General features: G+C 70.7%; 17 protein-coding genes. 2 read left to right on the top strand and 15 right to left on the bottom strand.

Translation table 11 applies throughout. The features are described from left to right. Positions 1–38: 38 nt before the first annotated feature. From ABFY20_RS07090 to ABFY20_RS07070, 5 genes are read right to left on the bottom strand one after another with little or no spacing between them, the layout of a single operon-like run. Positions 39–914 carry a MurR/RpiR family transcriptional regulator gene (locus ABFY20_RS07090; protein WP_368499239.1) on the bottom strand — a complete coding sequence of 292 codons (876 nt, stop codon included), beginning with the start codon at positions 912–914 and terminating at the stop codon, positions 39–41. Next, positions 911–2,254, bottom strand: a complete 1,344-nt coding sequence (locus ABFY20_RS07085) for an allantoate amidohydrolase (protein WP_368499238.1) — start codon at positions 2,252–2,254, stop codon at positions 911–913. The genes ABFY20_RS07090 and ABFY20_RS07085 overlap by 4 nt, the downstream gene beginning before the upstream one ends. Continuing rightward, complete coding sequence (locus ABFY20_RS07080) at positions 2,251–3,627, bottom strand: alanine--glyoxylate aminotransferase family protein (protein WP_368499237.1); 1,377 nt, start codon at positions 3,625–3,627, stop codon at positions 2,251–2,253. Before ABFY20_RS07080 ends, ABFY20_RS07085 begins: the two co-directional genes overlap by 4 nt. 51 nt (positions 3,628–3,678) lie before the next feature. After that, positions 3,679–5,442, bottom strand: coding sequence for an AtzH-like domain-containing protein (locus ABFY20_RS07075; RefSeq protein WP_368499236.1), 1,764 nt, complete (start codon positions 5,440–5,442; stop codon positions 3,679–3,681). After that, positions 5,435–6,547, bottom strand: a complete 1,113-nt coding sequence (locus tag ABFY20_RS07070) for an acetamidase/formamidase family protein (protein ID WP_368499235.1) — start codon at positions 6,545–6,547, stop codon at positions 5,435–5,437. Before ABFY20_RS07070 ends, ABFY20_RS07075 begins: the two co-directional genes overlap by 8 nt. 163 nt (positions 6,548–6,710) lie before the next feature. Here ABFY20_RS07070 and ABFY20_RS07065 point away from each other — a divergent pair, with 163 nt between their 5' ends. Continuing rightward, positions 6,711–7,412, top strand: coding sequence for a YoaK family protein (locus ABFY20_RS07065; RefSeq protein ID WP_368499234.1), 702 nt, complete (start codon positions 6,711–6,713; stop codon positions 7,410–7,412). Between the two features lie 99 nt (positions 7,413–7,511). Here the strand turns inward: ABFY20_RS07065 and ABFY20_RS07060 are convergent, their stop codons facing one another. From ABFY20_RS07060 to ABFY20_RS07040, 5 genes are all read right to left on the bottom strand, one after another. Beyond that, on the bottom strand, positions 7,512–8,495 hold the full coding sequence (locus ABFY20_RS07060) for an Fpg/Nei family DNA glycosylase (RefSeq protein WP_368499233.1): 984 nt from the start codon (positions 8,493–8,495) through the stop codon (positions 7,512–7,514). A gap of 8 nt (positions 8,496–8,503) precedes the next feature. After that, positions 8,504–9,241 (bottom strand): ribonuclease III, encoded by a 738-nt coding sequence (gene rnc, locus ABFY20_RS07055; RefSeq protein ID WP_368499232.1) that lies wholly within the window; start codon positions 9,239–9,241, stop codon positions 8,504–8,506. A 23-nt stretch (positions 9,242–9,264) separates the two neighbouring features. After that, a complete protein-coding gene (gene rpmF, locus ABFY20_RS07050) occupies positions 9,265–9,468 on the bottom strand; it encodes a 50S ribosomal protein L32 (protein WP_368499231.1) in 204 nt (67 codons plus the stop codon). 66 nt (positions 9,469–9,534) lie between these two features. Further along, positions 9,535–10,044, bottom strand: coding sequence for a DUF177 domain-containing protein (locus ABFY20_RS07045; RefSeq protein ID WP_368499745.1), 510 nt, complete (start codon positions 10,042–10,044; stop codon positions 9,535–9,537). A 65-nt stretch (positions 10,045–10,109) separates the two neighbouring features. After that, positions 10,110–11,105, bottom strand: coding sequence for a LysR family transcriptional regulator (locus ABFY20_RS07040; RefSeq protein WP_368499230.1), 996 nt, complete (start codon positions 11,103–11,105; stop codon positions 10,110–10,112). 143 nt (positions 11,106–11,248) lie between these two features. Here ABFY20_RS07040 and ABFY20_RS07035 point away from each other — a divergent pair, with 143 nt between their 5' ends. Then, on the top strand, positions 11,249–11,446 hold the full coding sequence (locus ABFY20_RS07035; RefSeq protein ID WP_368499229.1) for a hypothetical protein: 198 nt from the start codon (positions 11,249–11,251) through the stop codon (positions 11,444–11,446). On the opposite strand, the gene ABFY20_RS07030 is transcribed toward ABFY20_RS07035, so the two are convergent. The 5 genes from ABFY20_RS07030 to ABFY20_RS07010 all read right to left on the bottom strand — a co-directional run bounded on the left by ABFY20_RS07030 (position 11,413) and on the right by ABFY20_RS07010 (position 16,656). Beyond that, entirely contained in the window at positions 11,413–12,750 is a 1,338-nt protein-coding gene (locus tag ABFY20_RS07030) for an aspartate aminotransferase family protein (RefSeq protein WP_368499228.1), read from the bottom strand. The two genes, ABFY20_RS07035 and ABFY20_RS07030, sit on opposite strands and share 34 nt — an antisense overlap. Before the next feature lie 140 nt (positions 12,751–12,890). Then, entirely contained in the window at positions 12,891–14,045 is a 1,155-nt protein-coding gene (locus ABFY20_RS07025; RefSeq protein ID WP_368499227.1) for an ABC transporter substrate-binding protein, read from the bottom strand. A gap of 102 nt (positions 14,046–14,147) precedes the next feature. Continuing rightward, positions 14,148–14,921, bottom strand: a complete 774-nt coding sequence (locus tag ABFY20_RS07020) for an ABC transporter permease (RefSeq protein WP_368499226.1) — start codon at positions 14,919–14,921, stop codon at positions 14,148–14,150. Further along, positions 14,918–15,799, bottom strand: a complete 882-nt coding sequence (locus ABFY20_RS07015; RefSeq protein ID WP_368499225.1) for an ABC transporter ATP-binding protein — start codon at positions 15,797–15,799, stop codon at positions 14,918–14,920. Before ABFY20_RS07015 ends, ABFY20_RS07020 begins: the two co-directional genes overlap by 4 nt. After that, a complete protein-coding gene (locus ABFY20_RS07010) occupies positions 15,796–16,656 on the bottom strand; it encodes an ABC transporter permease (protein WP_368499224.1) in 861 nt (286 codons plus the stop codon). Before ABFY20_RS07010 ends, ABFY20_RS07015 begins: the two co-directional genes overlap by 4 nt.

Genomic DNA, 16,656 nt, shown 5'->3' with positions numbered 1-16,656 from the left:
AACCCCGGGTCAGGGCCCCGGGCCCGCGCCCCGGGGCCCTACTCGAGCTCGCCGAAGGCGTCGTAGAGCGTGTTGATCGAGGCGATCCGCGTGCGCGCGTCGCGGGGCCGCGCCGCGAGAGCCCCGGAGGCGAGCACGTTCACCAGGCTCATGGCGCTCGCGTAGCTGTCGAGCGGGGTGACGCTGTCGATGGGGCACTCGAGCCAGAGCTGAGCGAACTCGGCGTAGCGCCTGGCCGATGCGTCGCCGATGAGGAGCACTGGCACGCCGCGTGCCGCGATCCCCTGCACCAGCCGCGCGAAGCCCGCCGGCCGCCGCCGGAAGCCGAACACGACGGCGACGTCACGCGCATCCCGATCGGCGAACTCCTCGGCGATGGTCTGGCCGGGCTGGGGCGCGAGCAGCACCCCGGTGCGGGCCTGCGCGAGCTGCTCCCTGAGGTGCAGCGCCGGCGCGAAGCTGTTGCGCATGCCCACGACCACCACCGAGCGGCTGTGCACGAGGAGCGAGATGGCCTGCTCGAGCCGCTCGGGGCCGAGCGCGTCGAGGCAACGCCTGAGGTTCTCGACCTCCCGCACGAGGTGGGCGCTGAGATCGGCCGATGCCCCGGGCGTCGCTCCCCCGACCGGCACGCCGGACGAGCGCAGCGACCGCGCGTGCTCGCGCACCTCCTGGGCGTTCTCGAAACCGAGCCGCCTGAACAGCCGCGAGACCGTCGCCTTCGAGACTCCGCTGCGGTGCGCGAGCTCGGTGCCGGAGTAGATCGCCAGGTCGGTGAGGTGATCGAGGATGAAGTCGGCGGCGCGCTGCTCCTGCGGAGACAGCTCGCCGTAGCTCTTGTCGATGCGCTGCCCGATGGTGAGCGGGCGCTCGGCGACGTCGTCGGGCCGAGCCTGCACGCCGCCGCGGTTCACAACCCCTGCTCCGTCTGCACCGCCGGCGCGGGAGCATCCGTCTGCCCGACCGGCGCGGGCGCATCCGTCTGCTCCGCCAGGGCGAGCACCGCACGCTCGAAGGCGTCGATGGTCTTCGCCACGTCGTCTTCGGTCACCCGTTCCTCGGGGTTGTGGCTGACCCCGCCCTCGCAGCGCACGAACAGCATCCCGATCTCGGTGATCTCGGCCACCGCCATCGCGTCGTGCCCGGCCTTCGAGAACAGCGACATCGGCCGCTTGTCGCCTGTCGACCTGATGCCGTCGGCGATCACCCCGCGCAGCCGCGCACTGCAGACCGCGGCGGGTGCCGAATGGGTCTCCACGCTGTCCCAGCGCAGTCGCCGCTGCCGGCAGATGTCGTCGAGCAGCCCCTGGATGACCGTCCAGATGCGATCGCGCTCCGAGTCGTACTCACCGCGCAGATCGAGACTGAACTCGACCTTGCCCGGGATGACGTTCACTGCATCCGGGAACACCTGCAGGTGCCCGACCGTGGCGATCAGCTGTGCCGAGCGGGCGAGCCGTTCGATGGCGATGATCGCATCCGCCGCACCCGCGAGGGCGTCGCGACGCCGCTCGTAGGGGGTTCCCGAGTGGCCTGCCTTGCCGGTGACGGTGAGGATGAAGCGGCGTGCGCCCGCGATCGACGACACGATGCCGAGTGCCTTGTTCTCGTCTTCGAGGTAGGGACCCTGCTCGATGTGCGCCTCGAGGTAGCCGATGAGCTCCTCCGGCCGGCGGGCGGCGTCGCCGATCGTCGCCGGGTCGAGACCCCAGGCGGTGAACGCGTCGCGAAGCGACACACCGTCTTCGCCGTGCAGCTCCCACCAGGCGTCGTCCCAGGTGCCGGCGAGTGCGCGGCTGCCGAGCAGGGCGCGGCCGAACCGGGTTCCCTCCTCGTCGGCGAAGGCGACGACCTCGAGCGCGAACGGCAGCTCGCGCCCCGAGGCGTTGATGCGCTCCACCACGGCGATGGCGCTCAGCACACCCAGGATGCCGTCGTACTTGCCGGCGGCGGGAACGGTGTCGAGGTGGCTGCCGAGCAGCAGCGCCGGGAGCCCCGGAACGGCGCCCTCGAGTCGCCCGCACTGGTTGCCGGCGGCGTCTTGCCAGGTGGTCATGCCGGCGGCCTGCATCCACTCGGCGGCGAGGGCGTTGACCTGGCGGTGCTCCTCGGAGAGGTAGACGCGTTCGATGAGCCCGTCGGGCATCGAGGAGTACCCCGCCAGCACCTCGCAGCGGCGCAGCAGCTCGGCGGCGGTGGTGGACTCGGGAACCTCGCGCGCTGTGGCGGTGACGGGGGTCTCGACGGGGGTCATCGGGCGATCTCCTCGGCGGGGATGGGGGCGGCGGCGGTGCCGGCGCCGGCGCCTGCGCTTGCTCGCGTCTCAACGCCCACGCCCACGCCCACCCTGGTGCCGGCGGCCGTGTTGCTCACCGCATCCTGATACACCTCGTAAGCGGCCCCCACGCCACCTCCGCCCACGACCGCCGCACCCTGCCGGCGCAGCACCTGCTCGAGCGCGGCGAGCGTGGTGAGCACCGCATCCTTCCGGGCGTTGTAGCCCATCGTGCCGATGCGCCAGACCTTCCCGTGCAGCGGACCGAACGAGGTGCCGATCTCGATGCCGAAGTCGTTCAGCAGCTCGCCGCGCACCGCGTCGCCGTCGACCCCCGCGGGGATCTTCACCGCCACCACGTTGTTCATCTTCACGGCCAGGTCGCCGAAGGTCTCCAAGCCGAGCCCGCCGACACCGGCGAGCATCGCGGCGCCGTGCAGGCGGTGCCGCTCCACCGCGTTCGCGAGTCCTTCCTCGACGAGCAGCCTGGCGCACTCGCGGGCGCCGTACAGCATCGAGGTGGCCTCGGTGTGGTGGTTGAGGCGCTTCTCACCCCAGTAGTCGAAGATCATGGCGAGGTCGAAGTAGTTCGAACGGATGCGCGCCGCCCGCACCACGTCGCCCTCCGACGCGATGCCCGCCTCGATGCTCTTGCGGGAGTCGATGACCTCGACGGCCCGAGCCGAGAAGGTGGCGGGCGCCGACCCCGAGGGCCCGCCCAGGCATTTCTGCAGGCCGGCGGTGACGGCGTCGAGGCCGAGAGCGTCCGTGTCGAACTCGTTGCCGGCGAGACTCGCGGTGACGTCGGTGTAGAACAGCACGCCGTGCTTCGCGCAGAGTTCGCCGACGCCCTCGAGGGGCTGGGCGACCGTGGTGCTCGTGTCGCCGTGCACGACGGCGAGCAGCTTGGGCTTCGTAGCGGCGATGGCCTGCTCGAGCTCGGCGAGGGTGAAGACGGTTCCCCACTCGCGCTCGATGACGTGCACCTCGGCCCCCGCCCGCTCGGCGATCTCGCGCAGCAGATGCCCGAAGCGGCCGAAGACGGGCACCAGCACCCGGTCGCCCGGCTCCACCAGCGACACGATCGCCGCCTCGATGCCGGCCCGCGAGGTGCCGTCGATCAGCAGCGTCTGCTCGTTCCGCGTGCGGAAGACCTCGCGGTACAGCCCCATCGTCTCGTTCATGTAGGCCGTCATGACGGGGTCGTACTGCCCCACCAGCTGCGCCGACATGGCACGCAGCACACGCGGGTCGGCGTTGATCGGCCCCGGCCCCATCAGGAGGCGGGTGGGCGGGTTCACGGGCTGTGCGACGATGACGACTCCTCGAAAATCCTGTTTCTCTCCTCCCATCCTACGAAACGAACGTTTCAGGAGTGTTTCGGATGCGCCTCCGCCCGTTGGTCAGGGGGTGAGATGCGTGGCGACGGATGTGGCGAGGTCGAGGAGGGGGAGGTCGGTGCCGCGGGGGCCGATGAAGCAGAGGCCGACGGGGGCGGTGCCGCCCGGGGCCGGCACCCGCAGCAGGGGGGCCGAGACGGCGGGGTACCCGCCTGCGCCCGCCACCGAGGTCATGCGCAGGGTGGCGGCCCGCACCGAGGCGATCACCTCGGCCGAGGCGTCGAGCGCGGGCGCCGACGACGACGCCGAGGGCAGGAGCAGCACGCGGCCGGCGAGCACCTCGTCGAAGCGGTGGCGGGCCTCGGCGAGGAGGGCGCGGGCCGCGTCCTCCTCCGCGGCCGTCACGCGCGACCCGGTCTCGAAGCGCTCGGCGATGTCGGGGCCGAGGGCCCCCGGATGCTCGGAGATCCACGCCCCGTGCTGACGCCAGGCCTCGGCGCCCTGCACGGTGCGGAAAGCCGCGAACACGGCGTCGAGATCACCGAGGTCGACCTGGTCGACGAGCCCGAACACGAGCTCGTCGGTGACGTGGTCGAACGCCTCCTGCACCTCGGGCGTGCAGCCCGCCACGAGGTCGGCGCACACGACGAAGCCCGACTCGAGCGCGGCCGAGCCGCCGGCCCCGGCGCCGGCCGCGGCCCCGGCACCGGCTCCGAACGTCGCCACCGCCGCCGCCCGCAGCACCTCGGGCGTGCGGGTCAGCCACCCGACCGTGTCGAACGTCGGCGCGAGGGGCAGCAGTCCGCGCGCCGACACCGACCCGTGGGTCGTACGGATGCCCCACAGCCCCTGATACGACGCCGGCACCCTGATCGACCCGCCCGTGTCGGTGCCGAGCCCGATCGTCGCCTGCCCGAGGGCGACCGCCGACGCCGGTCCGCTCGACGAACCCCCGCCGATCGCTCCCGGCACGGCCGGGTTCGGCGTGGTGCCCGAGTGCACGTTGCGGCCGGCGACGCTGTAGGCGAACTCGTCGGTCTGGGCGATGCCCACCACCGACGCTCCGGATGCGCGCAGAGCAGCCACCGCATCCGCATCGTCGTTCTCGAACGGCGCCGTCGCGAGATACTCGGGTACCCCGGCACCGATCGCGAACCCGCGCACCGCGAACAGGTCTTTCACCGCCACGGTCATGCCGTCGAGCGGGCCGCTGCCTGCCGGCGGAACGAGCGGCGCTCCCGCCACGCGCCAGATGCGGCCGTCGACCGCGGGCGCCGCAGCGTGCACGTGGGCCGCCGAGATCGCCCACCCGGTGTCGAGGCGGGTCCAGAGCTGCGTCTGCAAACCCGAGCCGCCTTTCGCGGGCACGCTGACCGATACCACGAGCACGGAGAGCGGGTTCGACCCGGCGACCACCCGCAGGTGCACCTCGGTGAGGCTGCGCGGGGGAACGCCCCCGCGCAGCCCACGGAACGCGCTGATGCGATCGTGACCCACGAGCAGGGCCGCCGTGTCGCCGCGGAGCGTGGCGGGGCCGGGAGCGAAGAAGCGGTCGAGCGCGTCGAGGTCGTTCGCCATGAGGGCCGCCTCGTACCCGCGAAGGGCCCGGAGCAGCTCGTCGAGCGTCTCGTCGTCGAGCACACCGTCGATCGAGGTCACGCCCTCGGGGGCATCGTCACCGGCGGCGAAGACGGGTTCGCGCACGACGTCGGCGCCGGCCTCCTCGTCGACGACCTCGCCGTCGGGGCCCATCCCCGCCCGCACCGCTCGCGCATCCGCGTCGTCGGCGAACTGCGCCTCGAAGTCGTCGACCCAGCCCTCAACCACGGTGCTTCACCCCCGCTGCGACACCGGCGAAGTCGGCGACCCGCACCCGCGCGTGCACGCCTTTCACGATGTCGACGACCTGCGAGATGTCGAAGTCGGTGGCGGCGCTGAGGTAGGCGTAGGCGAGGGCGCGGTCCATGCCGTAGCGTGCCTCGAGCAGTGCGAGGGCGGCTCGCACGCAGTTCTGCACGGCGACGTCGAGGTCTTCGTCCATGCCCGTCGGCACGAGGAACTCGCTCGTCTCGGCCATCGGCCCCACCAGTTCGCCGAACGAGGCGACTGCTTCATCCTGCGGAACCAGGTCGAACCGCACGGTCACGCGCAGCGACGCCTCCATCGCCGTGAGCGCCACCTCCCCGTCGCCCTGTGCGAAGTGCGGGTCGCCCACGTAGGCGAGCGCCCCGGGCACTTGCACGGGCAGGTAGAGCGACGAGCCGACCGTGAGCAGGTTGATGTCGATGTTGCCACCGTGCGCCCCCGGCGGCACCGAGTGCGGCCGCACGTCACCTGCCACCGCCACGCCCATGATGCCGAGGAACGGCCGCAGCGGGAACCGCACCAGCGGCTCGCCGCCGGGAACGAGCGGCAGCGCCCCGACCTGGAGCCCGTCGAGCGTGTGCTGCAGCTCGGCGAAGATGCTCACGTTCGCCTCGGCCGCCGGTAGCTCCCCCACCAGGGCGCCCTTGCCGTGCCGGTTCGAGATGACGCCGTAGGGCACGCGGGGGGTGGTCTCGACGACGGTCATCTTGAGCAGGTCGCCCGGCCGGGCCCCACGGATGCCGATCGGCCCGGTCACGACGTGCGGTCCGTCGGCGGGCGTGCGCGGATAGTCGGAGCCGGCCAGCGCGATCGCGTCGTCGAGCACGAACGAGCTGTCGACGCCCTGGGCGGCGAAGAAGGCGCGCGGGTCGCGACCCTGGTCTTCGAGCAGTCCCTCGTGGCTGATGGTGTCGATGGTCACCTCGGTGCCCGGGTCGATCTCGAGGACGGGCCGGTCGGCGGCGCAGGGCAGCCGGCCCCAGACGACGTGATCGCGGGTCGCGGCGAGGTACTCGGTGGCGCGGATCTCTCCCGCGCCGGGCTGGAGGGCAGCTGTCATCGACATGCTCCCGAGGGTAACGCCCGTTTGCCCCGTGCACCGTCGCCGGGCTACCGTGTCAACGCCCCGTGGGCGCGGACGGCCCGAATCTGTTACAAGCCCGAAACGTGCACGCGCGAGGCTCTAGCCCTATCACCTCATCGACTCAGCTCACTCGACGGGACAGCTCGTGCTCACGAAACTCCGCGCCAAGCGCGACAACCTCCACCTCGCGCTCATGCTCGCGCTCACCTTCTCGACCGGAGTGGTCGACGCGGTGGGGTACCTGGGTCTCGACAAGGTGTTCGCGGGCAACATGACCGGCAACGTCGTCATCCTGGGCATGGCCCTCGCCGGCGCCGACGATCTCCCCTGGGTCGGCCCGCTGCTCGCCCTGTTCGCATTCATGTTCGGCGCCGTCATCGGTGGCCGGGTGCTGCGCCCGGTGAAGGCAGGCTGGACCACCCGCACCACGTGGCTCTTCCTCGTGGTGGGGATCGTGCTGACCGCGTTGACGGTGACGCTGTTCATCACCCAGGGCAAGCCGCCGCAGCCGTGGGAGCTGCTGATCACCTTCTTCCTCGCCGCCGCGATGGGTCTCCAGGCCGCCACCGCCCGCCACATCGCGGTGAAGGACGTGACCACGGTGGTGGTCACCTCCACCATCACGGGCTTCGCCGCCGACTCGCGACTGGCGGGCGGGAAGGGTCAGCCGTGGTTCCGTCGCGCGGCGGCCATCGTGCTGATCGCCGCGGGTGCCGGCGTCGGTGCCCTGCTGCTTCTCCTCGGCATCGCGTGGGGTGTCGCCGGCGCGGCCCTCATTACGCTGATCGCCGCTCTCCTCGGCCACATCGCCGCCCACGTCAAGTACCCGGTCGCCGACCCCGCGTAGCCCCCCGCCACTCGCCGCCCCGCCACTTTCGTGCGGACAAAGTCCGTCGGAACGCACATTCGGACGGACTTTGTCCGCAAGAAAGTGGGGCGGGGCGTGTCAGCCGGCCGCCGGCACCCGCGCCCGGCGCTGACAGCGGGGGCAGAAGTGCGAGCCGCGGTTCATGAACGACTCGCGCACGATGAGGGTGCCGCAGCGCGGGCAGGGCTTGCCCTGGCGGCCGTAGACGTTGAGGCTGTGCGAGAAGTAGCCCGAGGCGCCGTTCACGTTCACGTACTGCGCGTCGAAGCTCGTGCCGCCCTCGGCGAGGGCCCGCTCGAGCACCAGCCGCACTTCGGCGAGAAGCTGCCGAGCCCTGGCCCGCGGCAGCCGGTCGGCGGGATGCTCGTAGTGCACACGCGCCGCCCAGAGCGATTCGTCGGCGTAGATGTTGCCGATGCCGCTCACGAGGGTCTGGTCGAGCAGCGCGCGCTTGATGCCGGTGCGCTTGCGGGCGAGGGCCGCGAGGAACGCGCGGTCGTCGAACGCGGGGTCGAGCGGATCGCGCGCGATGTGCGCCACCTGCGACGGCACCGTCGCCAGCCAGTCGAGCGCCCCGCCGGAGTCAGAGGTCGAGTCGGCGGAGTCGGCGGCGGAGTCGGCGGCGAGCGCACCGGCCGCCCCCGCGAAACCGCCGGGGGCGCCGTCGGGTGTCGGCAGCATCCGGTCGACGGCCATCGAGCCGAAGATGCGCTGGTCGACGAAGTTCACCCAGAACTCGCCGTGCACCGGATGCTCGATGCCGAGCCGGATGCGGAGCAGGCCGTCTTCTTCGACGCCCGGTGTGCGCAGCAGCACCTGCCCGCTCATGCCGAGGTGCGTGACGAGCGCCCGCCCTGACGAGAGCGGGAACCACAGGAACTTGCCGCGGCGCACGGCAGCGAGCATCCGTTCTCCGCCGAGGAGCGCCTCGAAGTCGCCCTCGACGGGGCTGTGGCGCTTCAGCGACCGGCGGTCGAACACCTCGACGGCGCCGATGACGGCGCCGGTGACGGCGGGCTCGAGGCCCGCCCTGACCACCTCAACCTCGGGGAGCTCGGGCACGCCGGGCCTCAGCCGTCGCCGAGCAGGAGGAACGCCGACGCAGCCGCGGCCATCTCGGCCTGCTTCTTGCTCGACCCGGCGCCCTCGGCCGCCACGACGCCGCGGCGCCGGGCGGCGGCGGCACCGGCCGAGCCTGCTGCGGGTGTCAACGACACCGTCGCCCGGAAGCTCTTCTGGTGGTCGGGGCCCGACTCCTGCATCGCGTAGACCGGCGACTGGTACCCGCGCTGCGCCGCGCGCTCCTGCAGGGCGGTCTTCGGGTCCATCGAGATGCCGAAACGACCCGGGTCGTCGGCGAGGGGCATCACGAGCCGCAGCACCAGTGCGGTGGCGACCTCGGGCCCCTGGTCGAGGTAGGTGGCGCCGATGATCGCCTCGACGGTGTCGGCGAGGATGGAGGCCTTGTCCCGACCCCCGGTGAGCTCTTCTCCCCGGCCGAGCTTGAGGTAACCACCGAGCCCGACCGTGCGGGCGATCTCGGCGAGCGCCACCGTGCTCACGAGTGCGGCACGGCGCTTGGCCAGCTCGCCCTCGTCGAGGCTCGTGTAGGTGGTGTAGAGCATCACCGTGACGGCCTGGCCGAGGATGGAGTCGCCGAGGAACTCGAGTCGCTCGTTGGTGGGCACGTTGCCGTGCTCGTAGGCGTACGACCGGTGGGTGAGTGCGAGGTCGAGCAGCTCGGGCGAGAGCTCGATCTGCAGGGTCGCCAAAAGGTGCGACCGGTCTCCTTCAGCGTCAGAAGACATGGGCCGCACCTTTCGAACCGGCTTTAGACGTCGGCGACCTTACGGCCCTTGTACTCCATGAAGAGCGGGGTGCCGGCGGAGTCTTCGACGACCTTCGCGCGGTGGGGAAGGCTGTAGGTGGTCTTGCCGTTCTCGACGGTCTTGACGAGGGTGGGGACCTCGGCCTTCCACTGCGAACGACGCGCGTGGGTGTTGGAACGTGACTTCTTCCGCTTCGGAACAGCCATGACTATCTCTCTTCTCTTCTGTCGGTGCCGCGCTCTCGCGCCACACCGGCGGTTTCGACACCCGGGCTAGTTGCCTTCGGTGTCCGTGTCTTCGGAAGCCTCCGCCTGCTCGGCCCCGCCGCCTTCCGACCCGCGCAGGCCGGCCAGCGCCGACCATCTCGGATCGATCGGCTGGGCAACAGGGGCTACCGGATGATCGGCCAGTCTCTCCCCCGTCACGGGGTCGAGGCCCGGGCAATCCGGCGTGCACACCGGCTGGAACGGCAGTGACAGCACCACCGAGTCCCTGATCAGAGGTTCGAGATCGACATGGTCGTCGTGAACCTCGTGATCGAAAGCTTCGTCAGAAGAATACGCGAAAAGCTCCTGGAATTCGACTTCGACAGGCTGACGGATCTCCCGGAGGCACCGACCGCACTCGCCGTCGGCCTCCGCCTCGACCTCGGCGGTCACCAGGATGCCCTCGTGCACCGACTCGAGCCGGAGCTCGACATGCAGCTCCTCACCCGCCTTCACGGCGATGAGGCCCTCGCCGAGCTTCTCGGTGACCGGGATGTCGAAGGAGTGCTCGCGCATCTCCCCCGGCTTGTGGAGGAGGTCGCGCACGTTGACCGTGTAAGGGGTCTTCTTGAATGTGCTCACTACGAGATCCTACCGTCGCCCGAGGGGGTCGGCGTCGCTCGGGGTGGGTCGGCGGGCGCCGCGGCGGGTGGGTTGCGGTGGGCGTTCGCCGCGACGACCGCAGCCGCCTCCGCCCGCAGCGCGTCGATGACGGTGCGCACCGCGAGCCGCTCGGCGCGGTCGGGGCGCATGAGGGCGAAGATGTGCCGCTCGGCGACCACGCCGCGCAGGTTCCGCAGCACGATCTCGCTGCGATAGGCGCCGCCGGCCGTGTAGCAGGGCAGGATGGCGATGCCGAGCCCCGCGGCCACGAAGGCCTCGGTCACGCGGGTGTCGCCGAAGCGCTGCACGATGTTCATGGGGGCGCCGGCCGCCGCCGAGATCTCGTGGATGGTGCGCTCGAACGGGTACCCCCAGGGAACCCCGATCCAGCGCTCACCGATGAGGTCTTCGGGGTCGAGCAGGTCTTTCGCCGCGAGCGGGTGCCCGGGCGGCAGGGCGATGTCGAGCGGCTCGGTCATGAGCTTCACCATCACCACCTCGCGGCTGGCCCAATTGGTGGCGGCCGGGGTGGGCGTATGGGCCAGCACGATGTCGAAGTCGGCGGTGATGGAGGGGAAGTCGTCGCTCTCGAGGTCGCGGTCGGAGCAGTGCAGCGTGAGCCCGCCCACCTCGTCGAGCCGGTGCAGCACCCCGGGCAGGAGCATCTGCCCGCCGGTCGGGAACGAGGCCAGCGACACCTCTCCCGTCGGGTCGTTGCGGAATTCGTCCCAGAGCGCGTTCGCGTGCTCGATGGCCACGGCCACGTCGGTGGCGCTCCTCGCCAGGGCCCGGCCGGCGTCGGTGAGCACGATGCCGCGCCCCGACTTCTCGGTGAGCGGCAGACCGGCCTCGCGCTCGAGCACGCGCAGCTGCTGCGACACCGCCGACGGGGTGCGGTGGGTCGCCTTGGCGACCTCGGTGATGCTCCCCCGCTCGGCGAGTTCGCGCAGCAGCTCGAGCCGTCTCACATCCATGAAGCGATGCTACACCGAAGGCGAAGAACTCTGCGATTGATCTACAGAGCGGATGCTGCCACCGTGAGCCTTACCGACCAGCACCACCGCACCGCCGGCCCACCCCCGCCGGAACGCCCTCGACCCTCATGAAAGGAACCCCGATGATCACTGTTCTCGTCCTCCTCGGCGCACTCGCCGCATCCGGAATCGCCGCCACGGTCGTCGCCGTGGCCCGTGACGGCCACCGCAGGGTCACGACTCGGGGCAGCGGCCGGGCCGAGGGGTGGGCGCACGCCGCCTGGGCGGGCACCCCACCCCTCCCCGACTACGAGGCGAGCGAGGCGAACGCCTCGTCGTAGATCGCCAGCGCGCGGTCGACCTCGTCGTCGGTGACGACGCAGGGCGGCACCACGTGCAGCCGGTTGTCGGCGAAGAACGGCAGCAGCCCGCGCTCGAGCAGCGCCGACTTCAGCGCTCCGACGACGGATGCGGGAACCGGCTCGCGGGTCTCGCGATCGGTGACCAGGTCGAGCGCCCAGAACACCCCGAGCCCGCGCACCTCGCCGATGAGCTCGTACTTCCCGGCGAGCGCGGCGAGGCCAGGGGCGAGCTTCTCGCGCCCGATGCGCTCGGCGTTCGCGACGATGCCCTCCGCCTCCATGGCGTCGATCGTGCCCACGATGGCGGCCATGGCGAGTGGGTGGCCGGAGTAGGTGAGGCCGCCGGGGAAGACGGCGTCGTCGAACTGCTCGGCGATGGACGGGGAGATGATGACCCCGCCGGCCGGCACGTAGCCGGAGTTCACGCCCTTGGCGAAGGTGATGAGGTCGGGCTGCACGACGACGCCGTCCTCGGCGAGCGACTGGAAGGCGAACCAGCCGCCGGTGCGGCCGAACCCGGCCATCACCTCGTCGAAGATGAGCACGATGCCGTACTCGTCGGCGAGCGCCCGCACCCCGGCGAGGTAGCCGGGCGGGGGCACGATGACGCCCGCGGTGCCCGGGACGGTCTCGAGGAGGATGGCGGCGATGGAGGCGGGCCCCTCGGCCTGGATCACCCGGCGCAGGTGGTGCAGCGCGCGCTCGCTCTCCTGCTCTGGGCTCTCCGCCCAGAACTCGGAGCGGTAGGAGAACGGCCCGAAGAAGTGCACGTGCCCGCGCGAGTACTCGTTCGGCACCCGACGCCAGTCGCCGGTGGCGACGACAGCCGCCCCGGTGTTGCCGTGGTAGGAGCGGTAGGTCGAGAGCACCTTGTCGCGACCGGTGTGCAGCCGCGCCATCCTGATGGCGTTCTCGTTGGCGTCGGCGCCGCCGTTGGTGAAGAACACCTTCGAGAACGAGCTGCCCGCCTTCTCGAGGATCTTCTGAGCAGCCTTCCCCCGCGTGAGGTTCGCGTGGGCCGGGGCGACCGTCGTCAGCACGTCGGCCTGCTCCTTGATCGCGGCGACCACCGCCGGATGCTGATGCCCGATGTTGGTGTTCACCAGCTGCGACGAGAAGTCGAGGTACTCCCTCCCCTCGAAGTCCCACACGGTCGCGCCGAGCCCTCCGGCGATCACCATCGGGTTCAACGCCCCCTGCGCCGACCACGAATGAAACACATGCGCCTGATCCAACTCCCGCGTCAGCCGCTGCTTCTCCGTACCTTCTTCTTCAACACTCATTCTTCTAGCCGTTCTGTGTGGTGCCGCTTGCTACTCGAGGTGATGCGGGGGGCGGATTCTCGGCCTCAGCCGCCTTTGAGCTCCGCTCAACCCTTAGGCTGAGGACGAGGATCCGCCCCCCGCATCACCGCCGCGAGAACCTAGTTCCCGCCCTCCTTCAACTCAACCGTGATCGGCTCGAAGTCCGCCCCCATGACGTCCACTCCCTCATCCTTCAACTCCGCGAGCGCCTTCTCGACGTACTCGTTGCTGTAGGCGGTCGCCGGCGGCTCGGAGGTGATGACCGTGGCTCCGGTCTCATTCGGGGTGTCCATCGCGATCTTCACGGTCTGGTCCCACTGGTCCTGGTTGATCGTGCCGACGCCCGAGGTGCTCGGCCAGATGAGCTTGTTGACCTCGTTGGTCATCCAGAGCTGGTGGCTCTCCCCGAGCTGCGAGCCGGAATCGGTGACGATCGCCGCGGCCTCTGCCGCGTTGTCGCGGGCGTAGGCCCAGCCCTTGATGGAGGCCTTGATGAACTTCACCGCGGTGTCGGCGTAGTCGGCGTCGTCGGCGAGGCGGTCGCTGTCGGCCCAGATGGCGTCTTGCAGCATCGCGGTGCCCTCTTTGTTCCAGTCGATGAGGTTGAGCTCATCGGGCTGGTAGAGCTCACCTGTTGCCGGGTTGACGGTCTCGAGAACCTGGGCGTACTCGTTGTAGGTCATCGCCTGCGCCGCCTGGATGTCTCCGGCGAGGAAGCCGCTCATGTCGAAGGCCTGCTGCACGAGCGAGATCTTGTCGAGGGTGACACCGGCCTTCGCCATCCCGGCGAACAGCTCCCATTCGTTGCCGTAGCCCCAGCTGCCCACGGACTTGCCTGCCAGGTCGGCGGCGGTGGTGATGTCTTCGTCCTTGAACGAGACCTGCGTGGTGCCCGAGCGCTCGAAGATCTGGGCGATGTCGGTGACCGCGGCGCCCTGCTCGATGGAGCCGAGCACCTTGGGCACCCAGGAGATGGCGAAGTCGGCGTCGCCGCCCGTCAGCACGTCGATCGGCACGATGTCGGCGGCGCCTTCGAGGATGGTGACGTCGAGGCCCTCGTCTTCGTAGTAGCCCTGCTCGAGAGCGGCGTAGTACCCGGCGAACTGCGCCTGCGAGTACCACTGCAGCTGCAGCGAGACGGGGGTGAGCTCGCCGGCGTCGCCGTCGGCGGCGCTGGTCGAGGTGCCCGAGCCTCCGCTCGAGCAGCCCGCGAGCGCGAGGGCGGTGACGGCGAGAGCGCCGACCCCTGAGATGAGACGGGTGCTGTGTTTCATGTGTTCCTCCTTGTGTGCTGCGGCGTGTGGTGCGGAACGGTCGGTGATGCTGTCGGATGCCTCCGGCCGGGCGCGTGGGCGGGCCGGGGGCGCGGTGCGGGTCTAGGTGCTGGGGCTGTAGTGCCGGGTGGCGAACTTCTCGACGGCGAGCGTGACGCAGTAGAACACGAGCCCCACGAGGATGGCGCCGAGCACGTAGGCCCAGGCGAGGTTGTAGTTCGACGAGGCGGCGGCCGAGGTGATCGACTTGCCGAGGCCGCCGACCGGCCCGCCGAAGTACTCGGCGATGAGTGCTGAGATGACGGCGAGGCTCGACGCGATGCGCAGCCCGGTGAAGATGAACGGCAGGGCGCCCGGCACGGTGACCGTGCGGGTCATCTGCCACGACGACGCCGCGTACACACGCATCAGGTCGCGGTGCACCGGCCGTACCTGGCGGAGGCCGCGCAGGGTGTTGATGTAGACGGGGATGAACACAGCGATCGCCGCGACGAGCTGCCTCGCCGTCTCGGCACCCGCACCGAACATGTTGTAGAGCACGGGGGCGAGCGCCACGATGGGCACCACGGCGACGGCCGAGACGATCGCGGCGCTCAACTCGTCGACCACGCGCACCAGGGCGGCCAGCACGGCGAACAGGATGCCCACGACGCCGCCCACGACGAGCCCCACGAGGGCGTTGCCCCCCGTGACGAAGGCGCCCTGGGCGACCGTGGCGATGTTGTCGCCGAACTCGGCGCCGATCGCGACCGGGCCTGGCACGATGAACGGCTTGATGTCGAAGGCGACGACGATGAGCTGCCACAGCGTCAGCGCCACGATGCCGAGCACCACGGGTGCCAGCACCGTGCGGAACGGCTGCGCCTCGGCCCTCATCGGTTCTCGACCCCCTTGATGCCGACCGGTGTCTCCCCGTGCAGCAGCTCCCGCACCTTGCTGACGTTCTCGAAGAAGCCCTCGTTCTCGCGCAGTTCGTCACCGCGCTCCCCCGCCGAGCCGAGCGACACGGTGAGGATGTCACGGATGCGACCGGGGCGCGGCGACATCACGACGACGCGGTTCGACAAGAACACGGCCTCGGGGATGGAGTGCGTGACGAACACGACGGCGGCACCGGTCTCGCCGCAGATGCGCACGAGCTCGGTCTGCATCCGTTCGCGCGTCATCTCGTCGAGGGCTCCGAACGGCTCGTCCATGAGCAGCAGGCGCGGGCTCTCGGCGAGCGCCCTGGCGATCGCCACGCGCTGCTGCATGCCACCCGAGAGCTGGTCGGGGTAGCTCTCGGCGAAGTCGGCGAGGCCGACGAGGGCGAGCAGTTCGGCAGAGCGGGCCTTGCGGGCCGCCGACGAGACCCCGTGGAGCTCCAGCGGCAGTTCGATGTTACCGGTGACGGTGCGCCAGGGCAGCAGGCCCGCCTGCTGGAAGGCGATGCCGTACTCCTGGTCGATCCTCGCCTGTCGGGCCGTCTTGCCGAACACCTCGACGGTTCCGGTCGACGGGCTGTCGAGGTCGGCGATGAGACGCAGCAGGGTCGACTTGCCGCAGCCCGACGGGCCGATGAGGGAGACGAACTCGCCGGGGGCGACGGTGAGGTCGACCGCCTGCAGCGCCGTGACGCTCGGCTTCGACTTCTTCTTCGGCACGAACACCTTGTCGACGCCCACGACCTTCACGGCGGGCACGGATGCGGCAGCGGCCGCTGGCCCCGATGCGGCGGCAGCGGCGGGAACGGATGCGGGGGTGGCGTCGCTCATGCGGGCACTTCTCCTCGACGGTAGCGGCGGAGCAGCACTCCGAGCAGGGCGATGAAACCGGCGGCCACGAGGCCCACGGCGATGGCGCCGAAGATCGGCGCCCAGGTCTTGGCGGGGTCGCCGGAGGCCTGCTGGGCGAACTCGATGATCATGCGGCCGATGCCGCCGCGGAGCCCGATGGAGACCTCCGCCACGACGGTGCCGATCACGGCGTTCGCGGCGGCGAGTCGGAGGGCCGGCAGCAGGTACGGGACACTCGCCGGAAAGCGCAGCGTGACGAGGGTGCGCCACCAGCCGATGCCGTAGCTGCGGAACAGCTCGACGTGGATTCGATCGGGCGAGTTGAGCCCGCGGAGCGCCCCGATCGACACCGGGAAGAAGGCGAGGTAGCTCGCGATGACGGCGACCGACATCCAGTTCTCCCAGGTGAAGTCACCGAACTGCAGCTGCGCTCCCCAGCGCCGCACCAAGGGGGCGATGGCGATGAGCGGAACAGTCTGGCTGAGGATGATCCACGGCAGCACCGCCGACTCCGCCGTGCGGAACCGCTGCATCAGCACGGCGAGCAGGAGGCCCACCACGACGCCGACGACCCACCCGACCGCGGCCACCCCGAGGGTGAACACGGCGGCCTGCCCCACGGCGAGCCAGACCGGCATGGCCCTGCGCCCGTTACCGCTCATCTCGAACAGCCTGGCCACCATGTCCCAGACGTGGGGCATGGCGAGGTCGGTGGTGCGGGGCAGGATCGTGAGATCGCCGACCATCACCCCGGTGGCGGGCCCGAGCGCTTTGTAGAGTTCCCAGACCACGACGAGCAGCACGATGCCGCCGGCGCCGAGGAGGACTTTACGCAT

It is taken from the genome of Herbiconiux sp. A18JL235 (assembly GCF_040939305.1).
Classification (GTDB): Bacteria; Actinomycetota; Actinomycetes; order Actinomycetales; family Microbacteriaceae; genus Herbiconiux.
This window is presented reverse-complemented; position numbering and strand designations above follow the sequence as displayed.

What these genes read in the sequence shown, in the direction of transcription:
- rpmF (WP_368499231.1), bottom strand. Translation starts at nt 9,468, where the DNA reads ATGGCTGTTCCGAAGCGGAAGAAGTCACGTTCCAACACCCACGCGCGT.
- ABFY20_RS07085 (WP_368499238.1), bottom strand. Translation starts at nt 2,254, where the DNA reads ATGACCCCCGTCGAGACCCCCGTCACCGCCACAGCGCGCGAGGTTCCC.
- ABFY20_RS07070 (WP_368499235.1), bottom strand. Translation starts at nt 6,547, where the DNA reads ATGTCGATGACAGCTGCCCTCCAGCCCGGCGCGGGAGAGATCCGCGCC.
- ABFY20_RS07040 (WP_368499230.1), bottom strand. Translation starts at nt 11,105, where the DNA reads ATGGATGTGAGACGGCTCGAGCTGCTGCGCGAACTCGCCGAGCGGGGG.
- ABFY20_RS07045 (WP_368499745.1), bottom strand. Translation starts at nt 10,044, where the DNA reads ATGCGCGAGCACTCCTTCGACATCCCGGTCACCGAGAAGCTCGGCGAG.
- rnc (WP_368499232.1), bottom strand. Translation starts at nt 9,241, where the DNA reads ATGTCTTCTGACGCTGAAGGAGACCGGTCGCACCTTTTGGCGACCCTG.
- ABFY20_RS07080 (WP_368499237.1), bottom strand. Translation starts at nt 3,627, where the DNA reads ATGGGAGGAGAGAAACAGGATTTTCGAGGAGTCGTCATCGTCGCACAG.
- ABFY20_RS07035 (WP_368499229.1), top strand. Translation starts at nt 11,249, where the DNA reads ATGATCACTGTTCTCGTCCTCCTCGGCGCACTCGCCGCATCCGGAATC.
- ABFY20_RS07030 (WP_368499228.1), bottom strand. Translation starts at nt 12,750, where the DNA reads ATGAGTGTTGAAGAAGAAGGTACGGAGAAGCAGCGGCTGACGCGGGAG.
- ABFY20_RS07010 (WP_368499224.1), bottom strand. Translation starts at nt 16,656, where the DNA reads ATGCGTAAAGTCCTCCTCGGCGCCGGCGGCATCGTGCTGCTCGTCGTG.
- ABFY20_RS07015 (WP_368499225.1), bottom strand. Translation starts at nt 15,799, where the DNA reads ATGAGCGACGCCACCCCCGCATCCGTTCCCGCCGCTGCCGCCGCATCG.
- ABFY20_RS07020 (WP_368499226.1), bottom strand. Translation starts at nt 14,921, where the DNA reads ATGAGGGCCGAGGCGCAGCCGTTCCGCACGGTGCTGGCACCCGTGGTG.
- ABFY20_RS07025 (WP_368499227.1), bottom strand. Translation starts at nt 14,045, where the DNA reads ATGAAACACAGCACCCGTCTCATCTCAGGGGTCGGCGCTCTCGCCGTC.